This is a genomic window from Pseudomonas sp. S2_C03 (assembly GCF_054668405.1).
This window is the reverse complement of record NZ_CP162766.1, coordinates 613,263-629,440: the sequence shown is the minus strand read 5'-3', so window position 1 is coordinate 629,440 and position 16,178 is coordinate 613,263. Positions and strand designations below refer to the sequence as shown.

The 16,178-nt window shown below is 61.9% G+C and carries 18 protein-coding genes; 10 read left to right on the top strand and 8 right to left on the bottom strand.

The window, feature by feature from the left end; genetic code table 11:
• Positions 1-20 precede the first annotated feature (20 nt).
• The 4 genes from rlmD to AB4N64_RS02910 all read right to left on the bottom strand — a co-directional run bounded on the left by rlmD (position 21) and on the right by AB4N64_RS02910 (position 4,522).
• Positions 21-1,373 carry a 23S rRNA (uracil(1939)-C(5))-methyltransferase RlmD gene (rlmD, locus tag AB4N64_RS02925; RefSeq protein ID WP_460121831.1) on the bottom strand — a complete coding sequence of 451 codons (1,353 nt, stop codon included), beginning with the start codon at positions 1,371-1,373 and terminating at the stop codon, positions 21-23.
• Positions 1,373-2,275, bottom strand: a complete 903-nt coding sequence (cysM, locus tag AB4N64_RS02920) for a cysteine synthase CysM (RefSeq protein ID WP_460121829.1) — start codon at positions 2,273-2,275, stop codon at positions 1,373-1,375. Before cysM ends, rlmD begins: the two co-directional genes overlap by 1 nt.
• A gap of 128 nt (positions 2,276-2,403) precedes the next feature.
• Positions 2,404-3,813 (bottom strand): histidine kinase sensor domain-containing protein, encoded by a 1,410-nt coding sequence (locus tag AB4N64_RS02915; RefSeq protein WP_460121828.1) that lies wholly within the window; start codon positions 3,811-3,813, stop codon positions 2,404-2,406.
• Positions 3,800-4,522, bottom strand: a complete 723-nt coding sequence (locus AB4N64_RS02910; RefSeq protein ID WP_460121826.1) for a response regulator transcription factor — start codon at positions 4,520-4,522, stop codon at positions 3,800-3,802. The genes AB4N64_RS02915 and AB4N64_RS02910 overlap by 14 nt, the downstream gene beginning before the upstream one ends.
• Positions 4,523-4,548: 26 nt before the next feature.
• On the opposite strand from AB4N64_RS02910, the gene AB4N64_RS02905 reads away from it, so the two are divergent.
• The 5 genes from AB4N64_RS02905 to AB4N64_RS02885 all read left to right on the top strand — a co-directional run bounded on the left by AB4N64_RS02905 (position 4,549) and on the right by AB4N64_RS02885 (position 9,557).
• Positions 4,549-4,713, top strand: coding sequence for a hypothetical protein (locus AB4N64_RS02905; protein WP_460121824.1), 165 nt, complete (start codon positions 4,549-4,551; stop codon positions 4,711-4,713).
• 23 nt (positions 4,714-4,736) lie between these two features.
• Positions 4,737-7,490, top strand: coding sequence for a response regulator (locus tag AB4N64_RS02900; RefSeq protein ID WP_460121823.1), 2,754 nt, complete (start codon positions 4,737-4,739; stop codon positions 7,488-7,490).
• A 158-nt stretch (positions 7,491-7,648) separates the two neighbouring features.
• Positions 7,649-8,641: a 2-hydroxyacid dehydrogenase gene (locus AB4N64_RS02895; RefSeq protein ID WP_460121821.1), complete on the top strand. Its 993-nt coding sequence runs from the start codon at positions 7,649-7,651 to the stop codon at positions 8,639-8,641.
• 77 nt (positions 8,642-8,718) lie between these two features.
• Positions 8,719-9,153 (top strand): hypothetical protein, encoded by a 435-nt coding sequence (locus AB4N64_RS02890; RefSeq protein WP_460121819.1) that lies wholly within the window; start codon positions 8,719-8,721, stop codon positions 9,151-9,153.
• On the top strand, positions 9,153-9,557 hold the full coding sequence (locus AB4N64_RS02885; RefSeq protein WP_460121817.1) for an META domain-containing protein: 405 nt from the start codon (positions 9,153-9,155) through the stop codon (positions 9,555-9,557). Before AB4N64_RS02890 ends, AB4N64_RS02885 begins: the two co-directional genes overlap by 1 nt.
• 51 nt (positions 9,558-9,608) lie before the next feature.
• On the opposite strand, the gene AB4N64_RS02880 is transcribed toward AB4N64_RS02885, so the two are convergent.
• Entirely contained in the window at positions 9,609-10,076 is a 468-nt protein-coding gene (locus AB4N64_RS02880) for a TlpA disulfide reductase family protein (protein ID WP_460121815.1), read from the bottom strand.
• Between the two features lie 114 nt (positions 10,077-10,190).
• Here AB4N64_RS02880 and arsC point away from each other — a divergent pair, with 114 nt between their 5' ends.
• Genes arsC through AB4N64_RS02865 form a run of 3 tightly spaced genes read left to right on the top strand, consistent with a single transcriptional unit; the run spans position 10,191 to position 11,565 of the window.
• Positions 10,191-10,544 carry an arsenate reductase (glutaredoxin) gene (arsC, locus tag AB4N64_RS02875; RefSeq protein ID WP_460121814.1) on the top strand — a complete coding sequence of 118 codons (354 nt, stop codon included), beginning with the start codon at positions 10,191-10,193 and terminating at the stop codon, positions 10,542-10,544.
• Complete coding sequence (gene wrbA, locus AB4N64_RS02870) at positions 10,541-11,137, top strand: NAD(P)H:quinone oxidoreductase (protein WP_460121812.1); 597 nt, start codon at positions 10,541-10,543, stop codon at positions 11,135-11,137. Before arsC ends, wrbA begins: the two co-directional genes overlap by 4 nt.
• 2 nt (positions 11,138-11,139) lie before the next feature.
• The gene (locus AB4N64_RS02865) at positions 11,140-11,565 is read left to right on the top strand and encodes a DUF2069 domain-containing protein (protein ID WP_460121810.1); all 426 of its coding nucleotides are present in this window, start codon (positions 11,140-11,142) and stop codon (positions 11,563-11,565) included.
• Between the two features lie 101 nt (positions 11,566-11,666).
• Here the strand turns inward: AB4N64_RS02865 and AB4N64_RS02860 are convergent, their stop codons facing one another.
• Positions 11,667-12,341: a DNA-3-methyladenine glycosylase I gene (locus AB4N64_RS02860; RefSeq protein ID WP_460121808.1), complete on the bottom strand. Its 675-nt coding sequence runs from the start codon at positions 12,339-12,341 to the stop codon at positions 11,667-11,669.
• A gap of 21 nt (positions 12,342-12,362) precedes the next feature.
• On the bottom strand, positions 12,363-13,187 hold the full coding sequence (ttcA, locus tag AB4N64_RS02855; protein WP_460121806.1) for a tRNA 2-thiocytidine(32) synthetase TtcA: 825 nt from the start codon (positions 13,185-13,187) through the stop codon (positions 12,363-12,365).
• 296 nt (positions 13,188-13,483) lie between these two features.
• On the opposite strand from ttcA, the gene AB4N64_RS02850 reads away from it, so the two are divergent.
• Together AB4N64_RS02850 and AB4N64_RS02845 are read left to right on the top strand one after the other, a co-directional pair.
• The gene (locus tag AB4N64_RS02850; protein ID WP_460121804.1) at positions 13,484-14,086 is read left to right on the top strand and encodes a Yip1 family protein; all 603 of its coding nucleotides are present in this window, start codon (positions 13,484-13,486) and stop codon (positions 14,084-14,086) included.
• A 158-nt stretch (positions 14,087-14,244) separates the two neighbouring features.
• Positions 14,245-14,739, top strand: a complete 495-nt coding sequence (locus AB4N64_RS02845; RefSeq protein ID WP_460121802.1) for a SprT family zinc-dependent metalloprotease — start codon at positions 14,245-14,247, stop codon at positions 14,737-14,739.
• Positions 14,740-14,858: 119 nt separating this feature from the next.
• Here AB4N64_RS02845 and AB4N64_RS02840 read toward each other — a convergent pair whose 3' ends face one another.
• Positions 14,859-16,040, bottom strand: coding sequence for a CaiB/BaiF CoA transferase family protein (locus AB4N64_RS02840; RefSeq protein WP_460121800.1), 1,182 nt, complete (start codon positions 16,038-16,040; stop codon positions 14,859-14,861).
• Positions 16,041-16,178 lie beyond the last annotated feature (138 nt).

The following is a 16,178-nucleotide window of genomic DNA, read 5'->3' as shown; positions in this document are numbered from 1 at the left end:
GTCGGACCAGACGAGCCGTCCTAGCTCGCTTCAAATAACGCCATGGCCTCGACATGTGCCGTCTGAGGAAACATATCGAGAATCCCGGCACGTTTTAACCGGTAGCCCTGCTTGATCAATTCGACCGTGTCGCGCGCCAGAGTTGCAGGGTTGCACGACACATACACCAACCGTTCGGCGCCCAGTGTCCTGAGTTTGCGTACCACCTCGAAAGCGCCGTCTCGCGGTGGATCCAAGAGTACCGCACAAAAGCCTTCGCGCGCCCATTCGGCATCGGTCAAAGGCTGGGATAAATCGGCCTGAAAAAACGTCGCATTATGCAGATTGTTGCTCGCGGCGTTCGCGGCAGCCCGATCGACCATCGCCTGCACACCCTCGACCGCCACCACTTCGCGAACGACCTTCGCGAGCGGCAAGGCGAAGTTGCCCAAACCACAGAATAGATCGAGAACACGCTCATCTGCTGTCGGTTTCAACCACTGCAGCGCCTGGGCGACCATCGTTTCGTTGACCGCGGCGTTGACCTGGACGAAATCGCCCGGCCGGTAAGCCAGTTCCAGATCCCACTGTTCGAGGCGGAAGCCCAGGCTCTGATCGCCGTCGACCGGGTGTGGTTGGCCCTCGCCATGCAGCCACAATTGCGCCTCATGGAACGCGCAGAAATCCTTGAGGACGGTCAGGTCGGCATCAGACAACGGCGCCATGTGGCGCAGCAACACCGCCAGCTTCGTTCCGCTGAACAACTCCACATGCCCAAGAGCCTGCGGTTTGCTCAAGCGACGTAACATCTCCGGCAGACGCGTCATGATCGGTTGCAAGGGCTGTACCAGCACCGGGCATTCGTCGATGGAGACGATGTCCTGACTGCCCGCCGCACGGAACCCCACCTCGAGCTTTTTCGCCTTGAGATCCCAACGCACCGCCACGCGGGCGCGTCGGCGATAAGCAAACTCCGCACCGGTCAATGGCGCAGCCCATTCTTCAGGCTCGACGCCTGCAACCCTGGACAATTGCTCCGCGAGCATGCGCTGTTTCAGGGCAAGTTGTTCATCGTGCGGCAAATGCTGGACACTGCAACCGCCGCAACGACCGGCGTGTTTGCACGGTGCCGGACGCCGCAGCTCGCTGGCGGTGAACACCCGCTCGGTACGCGCCTCGACCACTTTGCCGTGGGCACCCAACACTCGGGCCTCGACTTCTTCCCCGGCCAGTGCGCCAAGCACAAACCAGGTACGACCTTCGAAAAATGCGATGCCGCGACCGTCACTGGCAAGGCGCTCGATGCTCAAGCGCTGCTTCTTGCCGGTCGGAACCTGCGGCGCCTTGGTGCCACCGGTGGGCTGGAAGCGCAGGCCTTTCTCATGCTTGGCCATCAGTTGGGCGCGTCGAAAATGCCGGTGGACAGGTAACGGTCGCCACGGTCGCAGATGATCGCGACGATCACCGCGTTTTCAACTTCTTTGGACAGGCGCAGCATGCCGGCCACGGCACCGCCCGAGGACACGCCACAGAAGATGCCTTCTTCGCGGGCCAGGCGACGGGTCACGTCCTCGGCTTCGCTTTGCGCCATGTCGATGATGCGATCCACGCGGTCAGCCTGGTAGATCCTGGGCAGGTACTCCTGCGGCCAGCGGCGGATGCCGGGAATCGACGCGCCTTCCATCGGCTGCAAACCGATGATCTGCACGTTATCGTTCTGCTCTTTCAAATAGCGCGAGGTGCCCATGATGGTGCCGGTCGTGCCCATGGAGCTGACGAAGTGCGTGATGGTGCCCTGGGTCTGCCGCCAGATTTCCGGGCCGGTGGTGGTGTAGTGCGCCTCGGGGTTGTCACCGTTGGCGAACTGGTCCAGCACCTTGCCACGGCCTTCGGCCTCCATGCGTTGGGCGAGATCGCGGGCACCTTCCATGCCTTCTTCCTGGGTGACCAGGATCAGCTCGGCGCCGTAGGCGGTCATGGCAGCCTTGCGTTCGGCGCTGGAGTTGTCTGGCATGATCAGGATCATCTTGTAACCCTTGATCGCGGCGGCCATCGCCAGGGCGATCCCGGTGTTGCCCGACGTCGCTTCGATCAGCGTATCGCCGACGTGGATCTGCCCGCGCAACTCGGCACGAGTGATCATCGACAGCGCCGGACGGTCCTTGACCGAACCCGCCGGGTTATTCCCTTCAAGCTTGAGCAATAGGGTGTTGCTGGTGGCGCCAGGCAGGCGCTGCAAACGAACCAGCGGAGTGTTGCCGACGCAATCGGCGATGGTTGGGTACTGCAAGGTCATGGCGTATTCGCAATCCAGACTGCGGGGGCGCCTATCATACCGGCAAACGTGGGCAGGCCATATCACGCAAAGTGTGGTGCTTATGGCTTATGGGAATAAGCGATTCATTTCCTGTGGGAGCGCGTGTGTCAGGCGCCCAGCGGCGCTCTCGGGTTCATCGCGAGCGTGCTCGCTCCTACAGGGGCGTCGTCTTCGGCCAACAGGCGTATGTTCAGGCGCAATCCGGTGCCGGTGTTCTCAGCCCAGAGTTGTCCACCCTGGCGTTGCACCGCGTTGCGCGCGATGCTCAGGCCCAGGCCGAAGCCACCGTTGCCCGGGCGTGAGCCGTCCAGGCGAATGAACGGCGAGAAGATCCGCTCCAGGTCTTCTTCATCCACCCCACCGCCCTCGTCTTCCAGCCACAAATGCCAGAAGTCACCCTCCCGGCGGCCATCCAGGCGCACGATGCCATCCGTCGGGGAGTGACGAATGGCGTTGCGCAGGATGTTTTCCAACGCCTGTGCCAGGGTGTTGAGGTTGCCGCGCACCCAGCAGGACGCGTCCACCCGGCATTGCAAGCGGCCCGAGGGGCAGGCGCTTTCGTAGCAGGCGTTTTCCGTGAGCATTTCCCATAGGGCCTGAACCTGAATCGCTTCGTCAGGCAACGGCGCGCGCTCGGTATCGAGCCAGGCCAGTTGCAGCGTGTCCTCGACCAGGCGCTGCATGCCATCGACTTCGCGGCCGATGCGCTCGCGCAGTTGTGCCAGGTTCTGCTCGCCTTCGCTGGCCACGCGCAAACGGCTCAAGGGCGTGCGCAATTCATGGGACAGATCGCGTAGCAGTTGTTGTTGCAGGGCCACGGTGCTTTGCAGGCGTTCGGACATGTGATCGAACGCGCGGCCCAACTCGCCCAGTTCATCGGAGCGGTTGGTGGTTCGCCGTGACAGGCGCACGCCCAGTTGGTCGGCACGCCAGGCGTTGGCCTGCTCCCGCAATTGATTGAGGGGCACCACCAGCAGGCGATACAACCCGATACACAGCAGCAGGGTGAACAAACCGGGAATGACGCCATTGGTGATCACGCGCCAGAACATCTGATAGCGCCCGGGCTGGAAGCGCTTGGGCAGTTCAATCACCAGGCTGCCGACCGAAGGATCACCGGGAAACGGCACGCGCATCCACGGCAGGTTGTTCTTGTGGATCGGCCAATCGAGGCCACGCAGGAACGTCAGGCGCTCGATCTGCTGATCGGTCAGCGGCAAGTTGCTCAATGACTGCAAATCACCGCTGATTACGCCCGACCATCCGTGCTCACGCTGACGCATCAGCGCAAGCCAGGCATCGACGCCGTCGCTTTGCCCCTGGTGCCACGCCTGTTCGGCTTCGGCAGCGTATCGCGTCAGTGTGCCCCGGGCCTCGTCCGAGAGAAACTGGTTGCGTTGCTCCATGTAGCGACCCCAGGACCAGCTCAACCAGATCATCAGCAGACAGAAGCACACCAGCAGACAGGCGAGCTTCCAGAACAACGAATGTCGGCCCGGCAGGTCAGCCCACTTCATGGTCGGCACTCAAGACGTAGCCTTTGCCCCAGACCGTGCGCACTTCGCGCTCGGTGTAGCCGATGGCCTTGAGCTTGCGGCGGATCTGGCTGATGTGCATATCGAGACTGCGGTCGTGCGCCGAGTACCCGCGCTGCAACACGTGCTGATAAAGGAAGGCCTTGCTCAACACCTCATCACCGTTGCGGTTGAGCGTGTCGAGCAAGCGGTATTCGCTGCGGGTAAGGCCGGCGGCCTGTTGACCGCAGAACACGTCAGAACTTTCTTCATCAAAGCGCAGGTTGTCCGCTGCCGGCGCGACCGGTTCGATGGCCGGCCGCCGGTCAAGCGCGACACGGCGCAGTATCGCCTCCAGGCGCACGCACAATTCGGCCATGCTGAAGGGCTTGGGCAGGTAATCGTCGGCGCCAAGGCGAAACCCGCTGATGCGATCGGCCTCGGCCCCCAGTGCAGACATGAGCACCACCGGGGTGGAATGGCTCTGGCGCAACTCGGTCAACACCGACAGGCCATTGAGGCCCGGCAACAGAATATCCATCAACACCACGTCGAAGGTTTTCTCACGGGCCATCGCCAGGCCCTCCTGCCCGTTCTGGCACCAGGTGACCTGGAAACCGCTGCGGCCCAACTGCTCGTGTACGTAGGCACCGAGCACCAGGTCGTCTTCGATGGAAAGAATTCGGGGATGGCCAACAGCGCTGGGAGTCATAATTATCTGCAAATAATTCTCAGTTGATGATTATTCAAGATTGCCTCGCCCGGGACAAGCCGAGGTTGACTGGCACCCTCAAAGCCCCGGCCAACCCGACGAATGGCGACATCAATTTTACGAGCAATGCCCGCGAGCAAATCGCTACACTGCGCAAATGGCGCGCACCGGACGTGCGCACCGGTTCCTAAATGGCGGGATGCGGGAGAGTGGCGTGCTCAAGAAACTGGGAATAAAAGGTCGCGTGCTGTTGCTGACCTTGCTTCCAACCAGCCTCATGGCGTTGGTGCTGGGCGGCTATTTTACCTGGGTACAGCAATCGGACCTGCAAACCCAACTGATGCAGCGCGGCGAAATGATCGCCGAACAGCTCGCGCCTCTCGTCGCCCCGGCCATGAGCCACAATGACGCCGAGTTGCTGGAGCGCATCGCCACCCAGTCCCTGGAAACGCCCGACGTACGCGCAGTGACGTTCCTTGCGCCAGACCGCACGCCGCTGGCCCACGCCGGCCCGACCATGCTCAATCAAGCCCCTCTGGGCAATGGCTCGCAAATGCTGCGACACAGCGGCAACGACGCGACCCGCTACCTGCTGCCCGTGTTCGGCAAACACCGCAACCTGGCCGGCGACCTGATCCCCGAAGAAACCGAGCGCATGCTGGGCTGGGTCGAACTGGAAATCTCGCACAACGGCATGCTCCTGCGTGGCTACCGCAGCCTGTTCGCCAGCCTGTTGCTGATCGCCGCCGGCCTGGCCGCCGCGGCGTTGCTGGCGTTGCGCATGGGCCGCACGATCAACCGGCCACTGAACCAGATCCAGCAGGCAGTGGCGCAACTCAAGGACGGTCACCTCGAAACCCGCCTGCCGCCCCTCGGCAGCCAGGAACTGGATGAACTGGCCTCCGGCATCAACCGCATGGCCGGCACCTTGCAGAATGCCCAGGAAGAGTTGCAGCACAGCATCGACCAGGCCACCGAAGACGTACGCCAGAACCTGGAAACCATCGAGATCCAGAACATCGAGCTGGACCTGGCGCGCAAGGAAGCCCTGGAAGCGAGCCGGATCAAATCCGAATTCCTCGCCAACATGAGCCATGAGATTCGTACGCCGCTCAACGGCATTCTCGGCTTCACTCACTTGCTGCAAAAAAGCGAATTGACCCCGCGCCAGCTCGACTACCTGGGCACCATCGAAAAATCCGCTGACAGCCTGTTGGGCATCATCAACGAGATCCTCGACTTTTCGAAAATCGAGGCCGGCAAGCTGGTGCTCGACCACATTCCGTTCAATCTGCGTGATCTGCTCCAGGACACACTGACCATCCTTGCCCCCGCCGCACACGCCAAGCAGCTGGAACTGGTGAGCCTGGTGTACCGCGACACCCCGCTGTCGCTGGTGGGCGACCCGTTGCGCCTCAAGCAGATCCTCACCAACCTGGTGAGCAACGCGATCAAGTTCACCCGCGAGGGTACGATCGTCGCGCGCGCCATGCTGGAGGACGAACACGAAGACAGCGTGCAACTGCGTATCAGCATCCAGGACACCGGTATCGGCTTGTCCAACGAGGATGTGCGCGCACTGTTCCAGGCCTTCAGCCAGGCCGACAACTCGCTGTCCCGGCAGCCCGGTGGCACCGGCCTGGGCCTGGTCATTTCCAAGCGATTGATCGAACAGATGGGCGGCGAGATCGGCGTCGACAGCACACCTGGCGAGGGGTCGGAGTTCTGGATCAGCCTCAACCTGCCCAAGACCCGCGACGATGCCGAAGACATGCCCGGTGCGCCGCTGCTCGGACGTCGCGTCGCGGTACTGGAGAACCATGAACTGGCGCGCCAGGCCTTGCAGCACCAACTGGAAGATTGCGGCCTGGAAGTCACGCCATTCAACACCCTGGAAAGGCTCACCAATGGCGTGATGGGCGCCCACCAGACCGATCAGGCCATCGACCTCGCCGTGCTCGGCATTACCAGCAACGACATGCCACCCGAACGCCTCAACCAGCACATCTGGGACCTCGAACACCTGGGCTGTAAAGTGCTGGTGCTGTGCCCGACCACCGAACAGACGCTGTTCCATCTATCGGTGCCCAACCCCCACAGCCAGCTTCAGGCCAAACCGGCCTGCACCCGCAAGCTTCGCCGGTCGTTGTCCGACCTGGTCAACCCGCGCCAGACACGCAGCGAGCCCGGCGAACCGGTCGCCAGCCGCGCTCCGAAAGTGCTGTGTGTCGACGACAACCCGGCCAACCTGCTGCTGGTGCAAACCCTGCTTGAAGACCTCGGCGCCAAGGTCCTCGCGGTCGAAAGCGGCTACGCTGCCGTCAAGGCCGTACAAAACGAAACCTTCGACCTGGTGCTGATGGACGTACAGATGCCTGGCATGGATGGACGCCAGAGCACCGAAAGCATTCGCCAGTGGGAAAGCGAACGGCACAGTACGCCGATGCCGATCGTGGCGCTCACCGCCCATGCCATGGCCAACGAAAAGCGCGCCCTGTTGCAAAGCGGCATGGACGATTACCTCACCAAGCCGATCAGCGAACGGCAACTGGCCCAGGTGGTGCTGAAGTGGACTGGCCTTGCCTTGCGCAATCAGGGGCCGGACCGGTCCAGCGACGGCCATGGCAGCGGCCACGAACTGCAAGTGCTCGACCAAGAGGAAGGCTTGCGCCTGGCTGCCGGCAAACAGGATCTGGCCGCAGACATGCTGGCGATGTTGCTGGCTTCGCTGGAAGCTGATCGCGAGGCGATCCGCGTGGCGCGCGAGACCCACGACCACACTGCGCTGATCGAACGGGTGCACCGCCTGCATGGCGCCACCCGTTATTGCGGGGTGCCGCAACTCAGGGCCGCCTGCCAACGCAGCGAAACCCTGCTCAAACAGCAAGACCCGAAAGCCGGCGCCGCGCTGGAAGAACTCGACCGGGCGATCAATCGCCTGGCCGCCCATGCGCGGATTAATGCTTGATCAAACCGCTTTCTGTAGGAGCAGCCGGTCGACGCTCGATTGCTCGCGATGGTCGTCAACGATGACGCGGGCAGCCTGATTCCCCAAGGTGTCCTTGAGTCCATCGCGAGCATGCTCGCTCCTACAGGATTGCAATCTTCCCCCCCAAGGAATAACGCATGCGTACGATTCTCTTCAGCAGTCAGAACTACGACCGCGACAGTTTTCTGGGCGTCGACCTTCCCGCAGGCATCGAGTTGCATTTCCAGTCGGCACGGCTGAGCCTGGACACCGCGGCGCTGGCCGAGCAGTTTGAGGTGGTCTGCGCGTTCATCAACGATGATCTCAGCGCTCCCGTGCTCGAACAGCTGGCCGCCGGCGGCACCCGACTGATCGCCCTGCGCTCGGCCGGTTACAACCACGTCGACCTGGCCGTGGCCAAGCGCCTGGGGTTGACGATCGTGCGGGTGCCAGCCTATTCCCCCCACGCGGTGGCTGAACATGCGGTGGCGTTGATCCTGGCGCTGAACCGGCGCCTGCACCGCGCGTACAACCGCACGCGCGAAGGTGATTTCACCTTGCACGGGCTGACCGGCTTCGATCTGGTGGGCAAGACCGTCGGCGTGGTCGGCACCGGGCAGATCGGTGCGACCTTCGCGAAGATCATGCACGGTTTCGGCTGCCAGCTCCTGGCCTATGACCCCTACCCCAATCCCCAGGTCCAGGCGCTGGGCGCACGGTACATGGAGTTGCCGCAGTTGCTCGCCCAATCGCAGATTATCAGCCTGCATTGCCCACTCAATGCGCAAAGCAAGCACCTGATCAACCGCGACTCCCTGGCGCACATGCAACCCGGCGCCATGCTGATCAATACCGGGCGCGGTGGACTGGTGGACACGCCGGCGCTGATCGACGCCTTGAAGGACGGCCTTCTGGGATACCTGGGCCTGGACGTCTATGAAGAGGAAGCCCAACTGTTCTTCGAAGACCGCTCCGACCTGCCGCTGCAAGACGACGTGCTGGCTCGGCTGTTGACCTTCCCCAACGTGATCATCACCGCGCACCAGGCGTTTCTGACTCGCGAAGCCCTGGGTGCGATTGCGGCGACTACGTTGCAGAATATTGCCGCCTGGGCTGCCGGCAGCCCGCAAAACCGGGTGGATGTCGACTGAACCGGATCGAAGGTCGCTTCTGCGCGCAGTGCGGCAACGATGTCCGTGCTAGCATTCCGCGCAGATTTGGAGGACCCATGGTCGAACACGATTTCCGCTACAACCTGATGAACCCGCAACACACCCTCACCGAATGCCGCGCCCTGGTACCTGGGCGTTATCAGGTCACCGGCAACGGTGGCTCGATTCGCAACAATGACGTGCTGATCGTGACCCTCAAAGGCGCCAAGGACCTGTCCATGCGCCTGACCGTCGAAACGGTTCGCCACCTGATCAACCCGCCCGGCCAATGGGTCGCGGTGGCCAATGGTCCGGTTTTCGGCGAGTTGGCGATCCACACCTGGAAGGTCAATTGCGACAGCTGCGCCAAGGAGCTGAGCTTCGAGTTCGCGGTCGACGCCAAGTTGGGCAACAAGGCTGAAAAGCCAGCCGCCACTGCGCGGATTACCGAGCTGGGCTGGAAAAGCGTTGGCGAAAAGCACCTGTGCCCGAAATGCCAGGAGCCTGCGTGATGAAACGCCTCGCCCTGACTGCGATGGTCAGCGCCAGCCTGTTAGGCTGCGCTGCCGAGCCGGTGCAACTGCAACAAAACCGCAGCTACATCCTGGAATGGATCGGTGAGCGGCCATTGATGGATTACAGCCACCTGACCATCACCCTCGGCGAAGACGGTCGGGCCTATGGCAGTGGCGGCTGCAACCACTGGTTCGCGCCCTACACGCTCGATGGCGACAAGCTGAGTTTCGGCAAGATCGGCAGCACCCGCAAAATGTGCGCGCCAGCGCTCATGGAGCAGGAAAAACGCTTCCTCCAGGCGCTGGAAGGCGTGCAACGCTGGGACGTGTCGTCGATCGAGCAGATGCGTTTCTGGCCTGCCGAGGGCAAGCCGCTGCGCTGGTGGCTTGAAGAGGGTTGAGCCCTTCACACTGATCGGTCCCGCGTTTGCGCGCGAGACCGATCACGTCTTTCAGTTGGTCGCTTGCAGGGCCTCCAGCTTGGCCATGACCCCCGCCGCTGTCTGTTCGCCCATCAATTGCTCGCGCACCTTGCCCTTGGTGTCGATGATATAGGTCACCGGCAGCGCTTCGCTGCGCGGTAGATCGAAAACTTCGCTTGGGTCCTGTGCGAGCACGGTGAACTTGATGCCCAGCTTTTCACTGGCGCTTTTCAGTTCTTCACCCTGCACGTTGTCGAAGTTGACCCCGAATACGCCGATTTTCCTGGCTTTCAATTGCTCGGCCAGTGTGTTCAGTTCCGGGATCTCAGTGCGGCATGGGCCACACCATTCCGCCCAGTAGTTGAGCACCAACCATTGCTTGTCCAGTCGTTCGGACGCGACTTTCTGGCCGTTCTGGTCGATCCCATAATCGTTGCCACAGCCCCCCAGCATCAGCGCTGCGAATATCGCGAATGCCGCTGCCAATCGCCTTGTCATGTCGTGATCCTTGTTCAAAATTGAATGCGCCTGCGACCCATCGCCTCCCAAGGTTCAGGATTGCGCGCTGCACAGTTAGAATAGCTGCCACCTTACGCCAAATGCGACCCGCACATGACCGATCTGACGCTTTATCACAACCCGCGCTGCTCGAAATCCCGTGGCGCGCTGGAACTGCTCGAAGGCCGTGGCCTGACCCCGACCGTGGTCCGTTACCTCGATGAACCGCTGGATGCCGCGCAAATCCAGGGCTTGCTGAAAAAGCTCGGGCTGAGCGCCCGGCAGATCCTGCGTACCGGCGAGGATGAATACAAAACCCTCAACCTCGCCGACGCCACCTTGAGCGAAGCGCAGTTGATCGCTGCGATCGCCGCGCACCCCAAACTCATGGAACGCCCGATTCTCGCCGTCGGCGACAAAGCCGTCATTGGTCGTCCACCGGAGCAGATCCTGGAACTGCTGCCATGAGTACGCCGTACATCCTGGTGTTGTATTACAGCCGCAGCGGCTCGACCAACGAGATGGCCCGGCAGATTGCACGGGGTGTCGAGCAGGCCGGGATGGAAGCGCGCCTGCGCACCGTGCCGGCCATCTCCGCAGAATGTGAAGCCGTGGCGCCGGACATCCCCGTCGAAGGCGCGCTGTACGCCAGCGTCGACGACCTGAAGAACTGCGCGGGCCTGGCCCTGGGCAGTCCGACGCGCTTCGGTAACATGGCGGCGCCGCTCAAGTACTTCCTGGATGGCACCAGTAACCTGTGGCTGACCGGTGCGTTGGTGGGCAAGCCAGCGGGCGTGTTCACTTCGACCGCCAGCCTGCACGGCGGCCAGGAAACCACTCTGCTGTCGATGATGCTGCCATTGCTGCACCACGGGATGCTGATCACCGGACTGCCCTACAGCGAATCGGCGCTGCTGGAAACTCAAGGCGGCGGCACCCCCTATGGCGCCAGTCATCACGCCGGTGCCGATGGCAAAAGCGGCCTGGACGCCCACGAAGTGGCGCTATGCCGCGCGTTGGGCATGCGCCTGGCCAAGACCGCACAGAAACTGGAGGGCTGAGGGTGGCCAAGAAGACGAAAGTCCTGCCCGCCATTGAATGGCTCGAACCGCGCGTGCGGGCCATGCGTGTGATCAGCCTGCTGTGTTTTGTCGGCCTTGTGGCGCTGCTGTGCGTCTACTACCTGCTGGTAGCGGATCTGCACGGTGCCCGGCCCTGGGTGATCCTGTTGATCGAACTGGTGCCGTTGCTGTTGCTCGCCCCCGGGATGATCACCGGCAGCCCGCGTGGCCACTCATGGATGTGCTTTGCCGTGAACCTGTATTTCATCAAGGGCGCGCTCGCCGCGTACGACCCGAACCGGCAGTGGTTTGGCGTGCTGGAAATGGGCGCGAGCCTGGCGGTGTTCTGCTCGGCGTTGTTGTATGTGCGGTGGCGGCATCAGTTGAACCGCAAGTTGGCGGGGGAAGGTCAGGTCTCTGTCGCCTGACAGCCCCCTGTAGGAGCGGGCTTGCCCGCGATAGCGGCGGCACCTCCAGCATCAATGTGTCAGGAGTACCGCCATCGCGGGCAAGCCCGCTCCTACAGGGATCAGTGATTGGCGGTGTAAGCCAGCATCATCGAGATCTGGCTCATTGGCCGCCCGCCGCTCTCTTCGTGCCACTGGTTGAACACGTCCTGCACCAGGGCGAGGTCGCGCAGGCTGGTCGGCACCTTGTCGATGATCTTCTGCGCATTGAGCGCCGCGACAACGTCATAGCTCGGAACAAAGGTGTCCTTGCCGACCATGCGCAGGAAGCGGGGGGCCGATAGCCCGCCCAACTGACTGCCGCGCTTTTTCAGGTACGTCCACAATCCGACGATGTCGGTCACTGGCCAGTCGGCGATCAAGTTGCCAAAGCTGCCCTTCTCATGGGCCACGTCGAGCACGAACTGCGCATTGCGCGGAACACTCTTGAGCTTGCCCAGGTGGCGGATGATCCGCGCGTCCTGCATCAGGCGCTCAAGGTGTTCGGCGCTCATCAGCACGACCTTTTCCGGGTCGAACCTGAAAAACACTTCCTCGAAGGCCGGCCACTTGGCGTCCACCAGGCTGTGCTTGAGCCCGGCGCGGAACACGCGCAAGGCCATGGTCGAGAGGTAGCGATCGTCGGTGATATCGCGCAACTGCGCAGGGGTCTTGGGAACGGGAAGATGGGCTTGCAGTTCAGCGGCCGAACCGAAGCGGTTCAGGCAGTACTCGTTCAGCCACTTGTAATCGCGCATGCCCTCTCCTGAGGTGTTTGATCAGAGATTCACGACATTGACGAAGCGCGAGGCCGCCGTTTCGTCGATCTTCAGGCTGGTGAAATCGAACAGGTTGCGGTCGGCGAGTTGCGACGGGATCACGTTCTGCAGACTGCGGAAAATGCTCTCGGTGCGGCCCGGCGTCTTGCGCTCCCACTCCACCAGCATGTCCTTGACGACCTGGCGCTGCAGGTTTTCCTGGGAGCCGCAGAGGTTGCACGGAATGATCGGGAACTGCTTGAAGTCCGAATAGGCCTGAATGTCCTTTTCGTTGCAGTACGCCAACGGGCGAATCACCACGTTGCGCCCATCGTCGGCGCGCAATTTCGGCGGCATGGCCTTGAGCGAGCCATTGAAGAACATGTTGAGAAAGAAGGTTTCGACGATGTCATCGCGGTGGTGACCGAGGGCCATCTTGGTCGCGCCGATTTCATCGGCAAAGGTATAGAGCGTGCCACGACGCAGGCGCGAGCACAGCGAGCAGGTGGTCTTGCCTTCCGGGATCAGTTCCTTGACGACCGAGTAGGTGTCTTTTTCGACAATGTGGTACTCGACACCGAGGGTTTTCAGGTACGCCGGCAGCACGTGCTCGGGGAAACCCGGCTGCTTCTGGTCCATGTTCACGGCAACGATCTCGAACTTGATCGGCGCAACTTTCTGCAAGTGCATCAGCACGTCGAGCATGGTGTAGCTGTCCTTGCCACCAGACAGACAGACCATGACCTTGTCGCCGTCCTCGATCATGTTGAAATCGGTGACGGCTTCACCCGCCAGGCGGCGAAGGCGCTTTTGCAGTTTGTTCTGGTTGACCGAGAGAGTGCCCATGACGCGAAATCCGTGAGGTGTGACGAAAGGCCGGCATTTTACGCATAAACGCCGGGCGGGCGAAGCGCTCTCTGTCTGCTGTGCCGCTCCCACAGGGGTAGTGCGTTGGAAATATCCGACGGCAATTAACAGCCCTGTTTACAGCGCGATTTGCTCTAACCCCTCTGCACCTGCGCCAGTAAGACCTTCCTATACTGCGACATAAGGTCGCATAGATATCCAGACCTTTACTGGCCGCATTGGCCATGTAAGCGCTCCACTGGGGGGCGACGGTAAAAACAAGAGGAGTGACTGGCATGATCCATCACGTAGTGGGGCTCTTCACCCACCCCGACCAGGAATGGAAAGACATCCGTGGCGATCAGGAAGAAAGCATCAGCCACATGTACCTGACCCACACGCTGATCCTTGCGGCGATCCCCGCCGTGTCGGCGTTTATTGGCACCACACAGGTCGGCTGGGTTATCGGCAACCGTCCGCCGGTCATGTTGACGATGGAAAGCGCGCTATGGATGACAGTGATGTCGTATCTGGCGATGCTCGGGGGCGTGGCCGTAATGGGCGCTTTCATTCACTGGATGGCGCGTACCTACGACGCCAATCCGAGCCTGGCACGCTGCGTCGCGTTTGCGACCTACACCGCGACCCCGCTGTTCGTCGGCGGCCTCGCGGCCCTGTACCCGCACATGTGGCTGGGGATGATCGTCGGGACGGCGGCCATCTGCTACACGGTGTATCTGCTGTACGTGGGTCTACCGACCTTCATGAACATTCCATCGGATGAGGGATTCCTGTTTTCAAGCTCGGTGCTCGCCGTCGGCCTGGTCGTACTGGTGGCCATCATGGCGTTCACGGTCATCGTCTGGGGACTCGGCGTGGGGCCGGTCTATACCAACTAGCGACGCGTCACCCAATCAAGAAAATCTGCCAATACGGGCCGCCGCAAGGCGGCCTTCTAATATCCGGATACCAGGGGTACAACGACCATTCGGCACTTGGGCGATTCGCAAGGCCCCGGGGTTGCGGCATACTCGACGTCTCTGGAGATCCATCAAGCATGCCCGAGCAACTCAACACCCGCGTCGAAGACTGTTTCCAACAAGCCGAATCCTTTTTCAAACGACCTTTCAAACGCCCTGTGGTGAGCCTCAAGCTGCGCGGGCAAAAAGCCGGTGTCGCGCATCTGCACGAGAACCTGCTGCGTTTCAATCCGCAGCTGTACCGGGAAAACACCGAAGACTTTCTCAAGCAGACCGTGGCCCATGAGGTCGCGCACCTGATCGCGCACCAATTGTTCGGCGACACCATCCAGCCCCACGGCGAAGAGTGGCAGTTGATCATGCGCGGGGTGTACGAATTGCCGCCCAATCGCTGCCACACCTATGACGTCAAACGCCGCAGCGTGACCCGCTACATCTACAAGTGCCCGTGCGCCGACAGCGATTTCCCTTTCTCGGCCCAGCGCCACAGCATGGTGCGACAGGGCCGGCGGTATTTGTGCCGGCGGTGTCGCAGTACGCTGGTGTTCAGTGGGGAGATGCGGGTGGAGTAGCTGGTTTTTGTGGTGGCTGGACTGGCCCCATCGCGGGCAAGCCCGCTCCCACAGTGATCTATGGCGTTCGCAAAACCCCTGTAGGAGCGGGCTTGCCCGCGATGGGGCCCGCCAAACCACTACAGAATTACCTTGGCCCCCCGCAGCTGCGCAATCCGCTGCTCACTGAACCCCAGCTCCCCCAGCACCTGATCAGTATGCGCCCCGACCCCCGCGCCGATATGCCGAGGCTGAGGTAACCCATCGGAAAACTTCAACGGGCAAGCCATCTGCGCCTGGCTCGAACCGTCCCCCCGAGGCACCTGGGTCACCACTTGCCGGGCCTGCAACTGCGGATGCTGCACCGCCTCCCCCAGACTCAGCACCGGCTCGACACACGCATCCAGCTCGGCGAACAACGCGCACAACTCCGCGAAGTCATGTTTCTCGAATTCGATCTTCAATGCCTCCTTAAGCTGCTTCTGCCGGGCAGGCTGCGGCGACAAGCCCAGGGCTGCCAGTTCTTCGAGTCCCAGCGCCGTGCACAATTGCTTCATGAAAGCCGGCTCCAGGCTGCCCACTGACAACCAGCGGCCGTCCCGTGAACGGTAGTAATCATAGAAACTGCCACCATTGAGCACCTGGGCCTCGCGCCCCGGCTCCTCGCCACAGGCCAGGTACCCGGCGCCGGCCAAGGCATTCAGGCTGAAGGCACAATCGGTCATGCTCACATCCAGGTACTGCCCGACACCGCTGTGCTGGCGGGCGATCACCGCCGCCAGCAGTCCGGCGACGGCGTGCAACGAGCCGCCGGCGACGTCCGCCACCTGCATGCCCAGCGGCAGTGGCCCGGCGTCAGCGCGGCCGGTGTAGCTTGCCGGCCCTGCCAACGCGAGGTAATTGATGTCATGACCGGCGCGATCCCGGTAGGGACCCGTCTGCCCGTACCCGGTGATGGACACGTAGATCAACCTGGGGTTGATTGCTTTCAGCGCTTGATAACCCAAGCCCAGTCGCTCCATCACACCAGGGCGAAACTGCTCCAGGACAATGTCGTAGTCGTGCAGCAGGGACTTGATGATCTCCAGTGCCTCGGGCTGCTTGAGGTCGAGCGCAAGGCTGCGCTTGTTGCGATTGAGGTAGGCATGGCTCGCCGACACGCCCCGGTCATGGGGCGGCAGCACGCGCAGCAGATCAGTGCGGGTCGGCGACTCGATGCGCAATACCTCGGCGCCCATGTCGGCCAGAAGCAGCGAGGCAAACGGCCCCGGCAACAGTGTCGAAAAATCCAGAATCTTCAGCGATGCCAATGGACCGAGCATGAGTGACCTCCAGGTGCAATAACTCAAGCCTAGGCAGCCGTTGGCGTTGCGGCAATCACCCGAAGTGTCAGTAACTGTGACCGTTACGCTCAAATCACAGGCATGAAAAAACCCGCCGAAGCGGGTTTTTCCTATGCG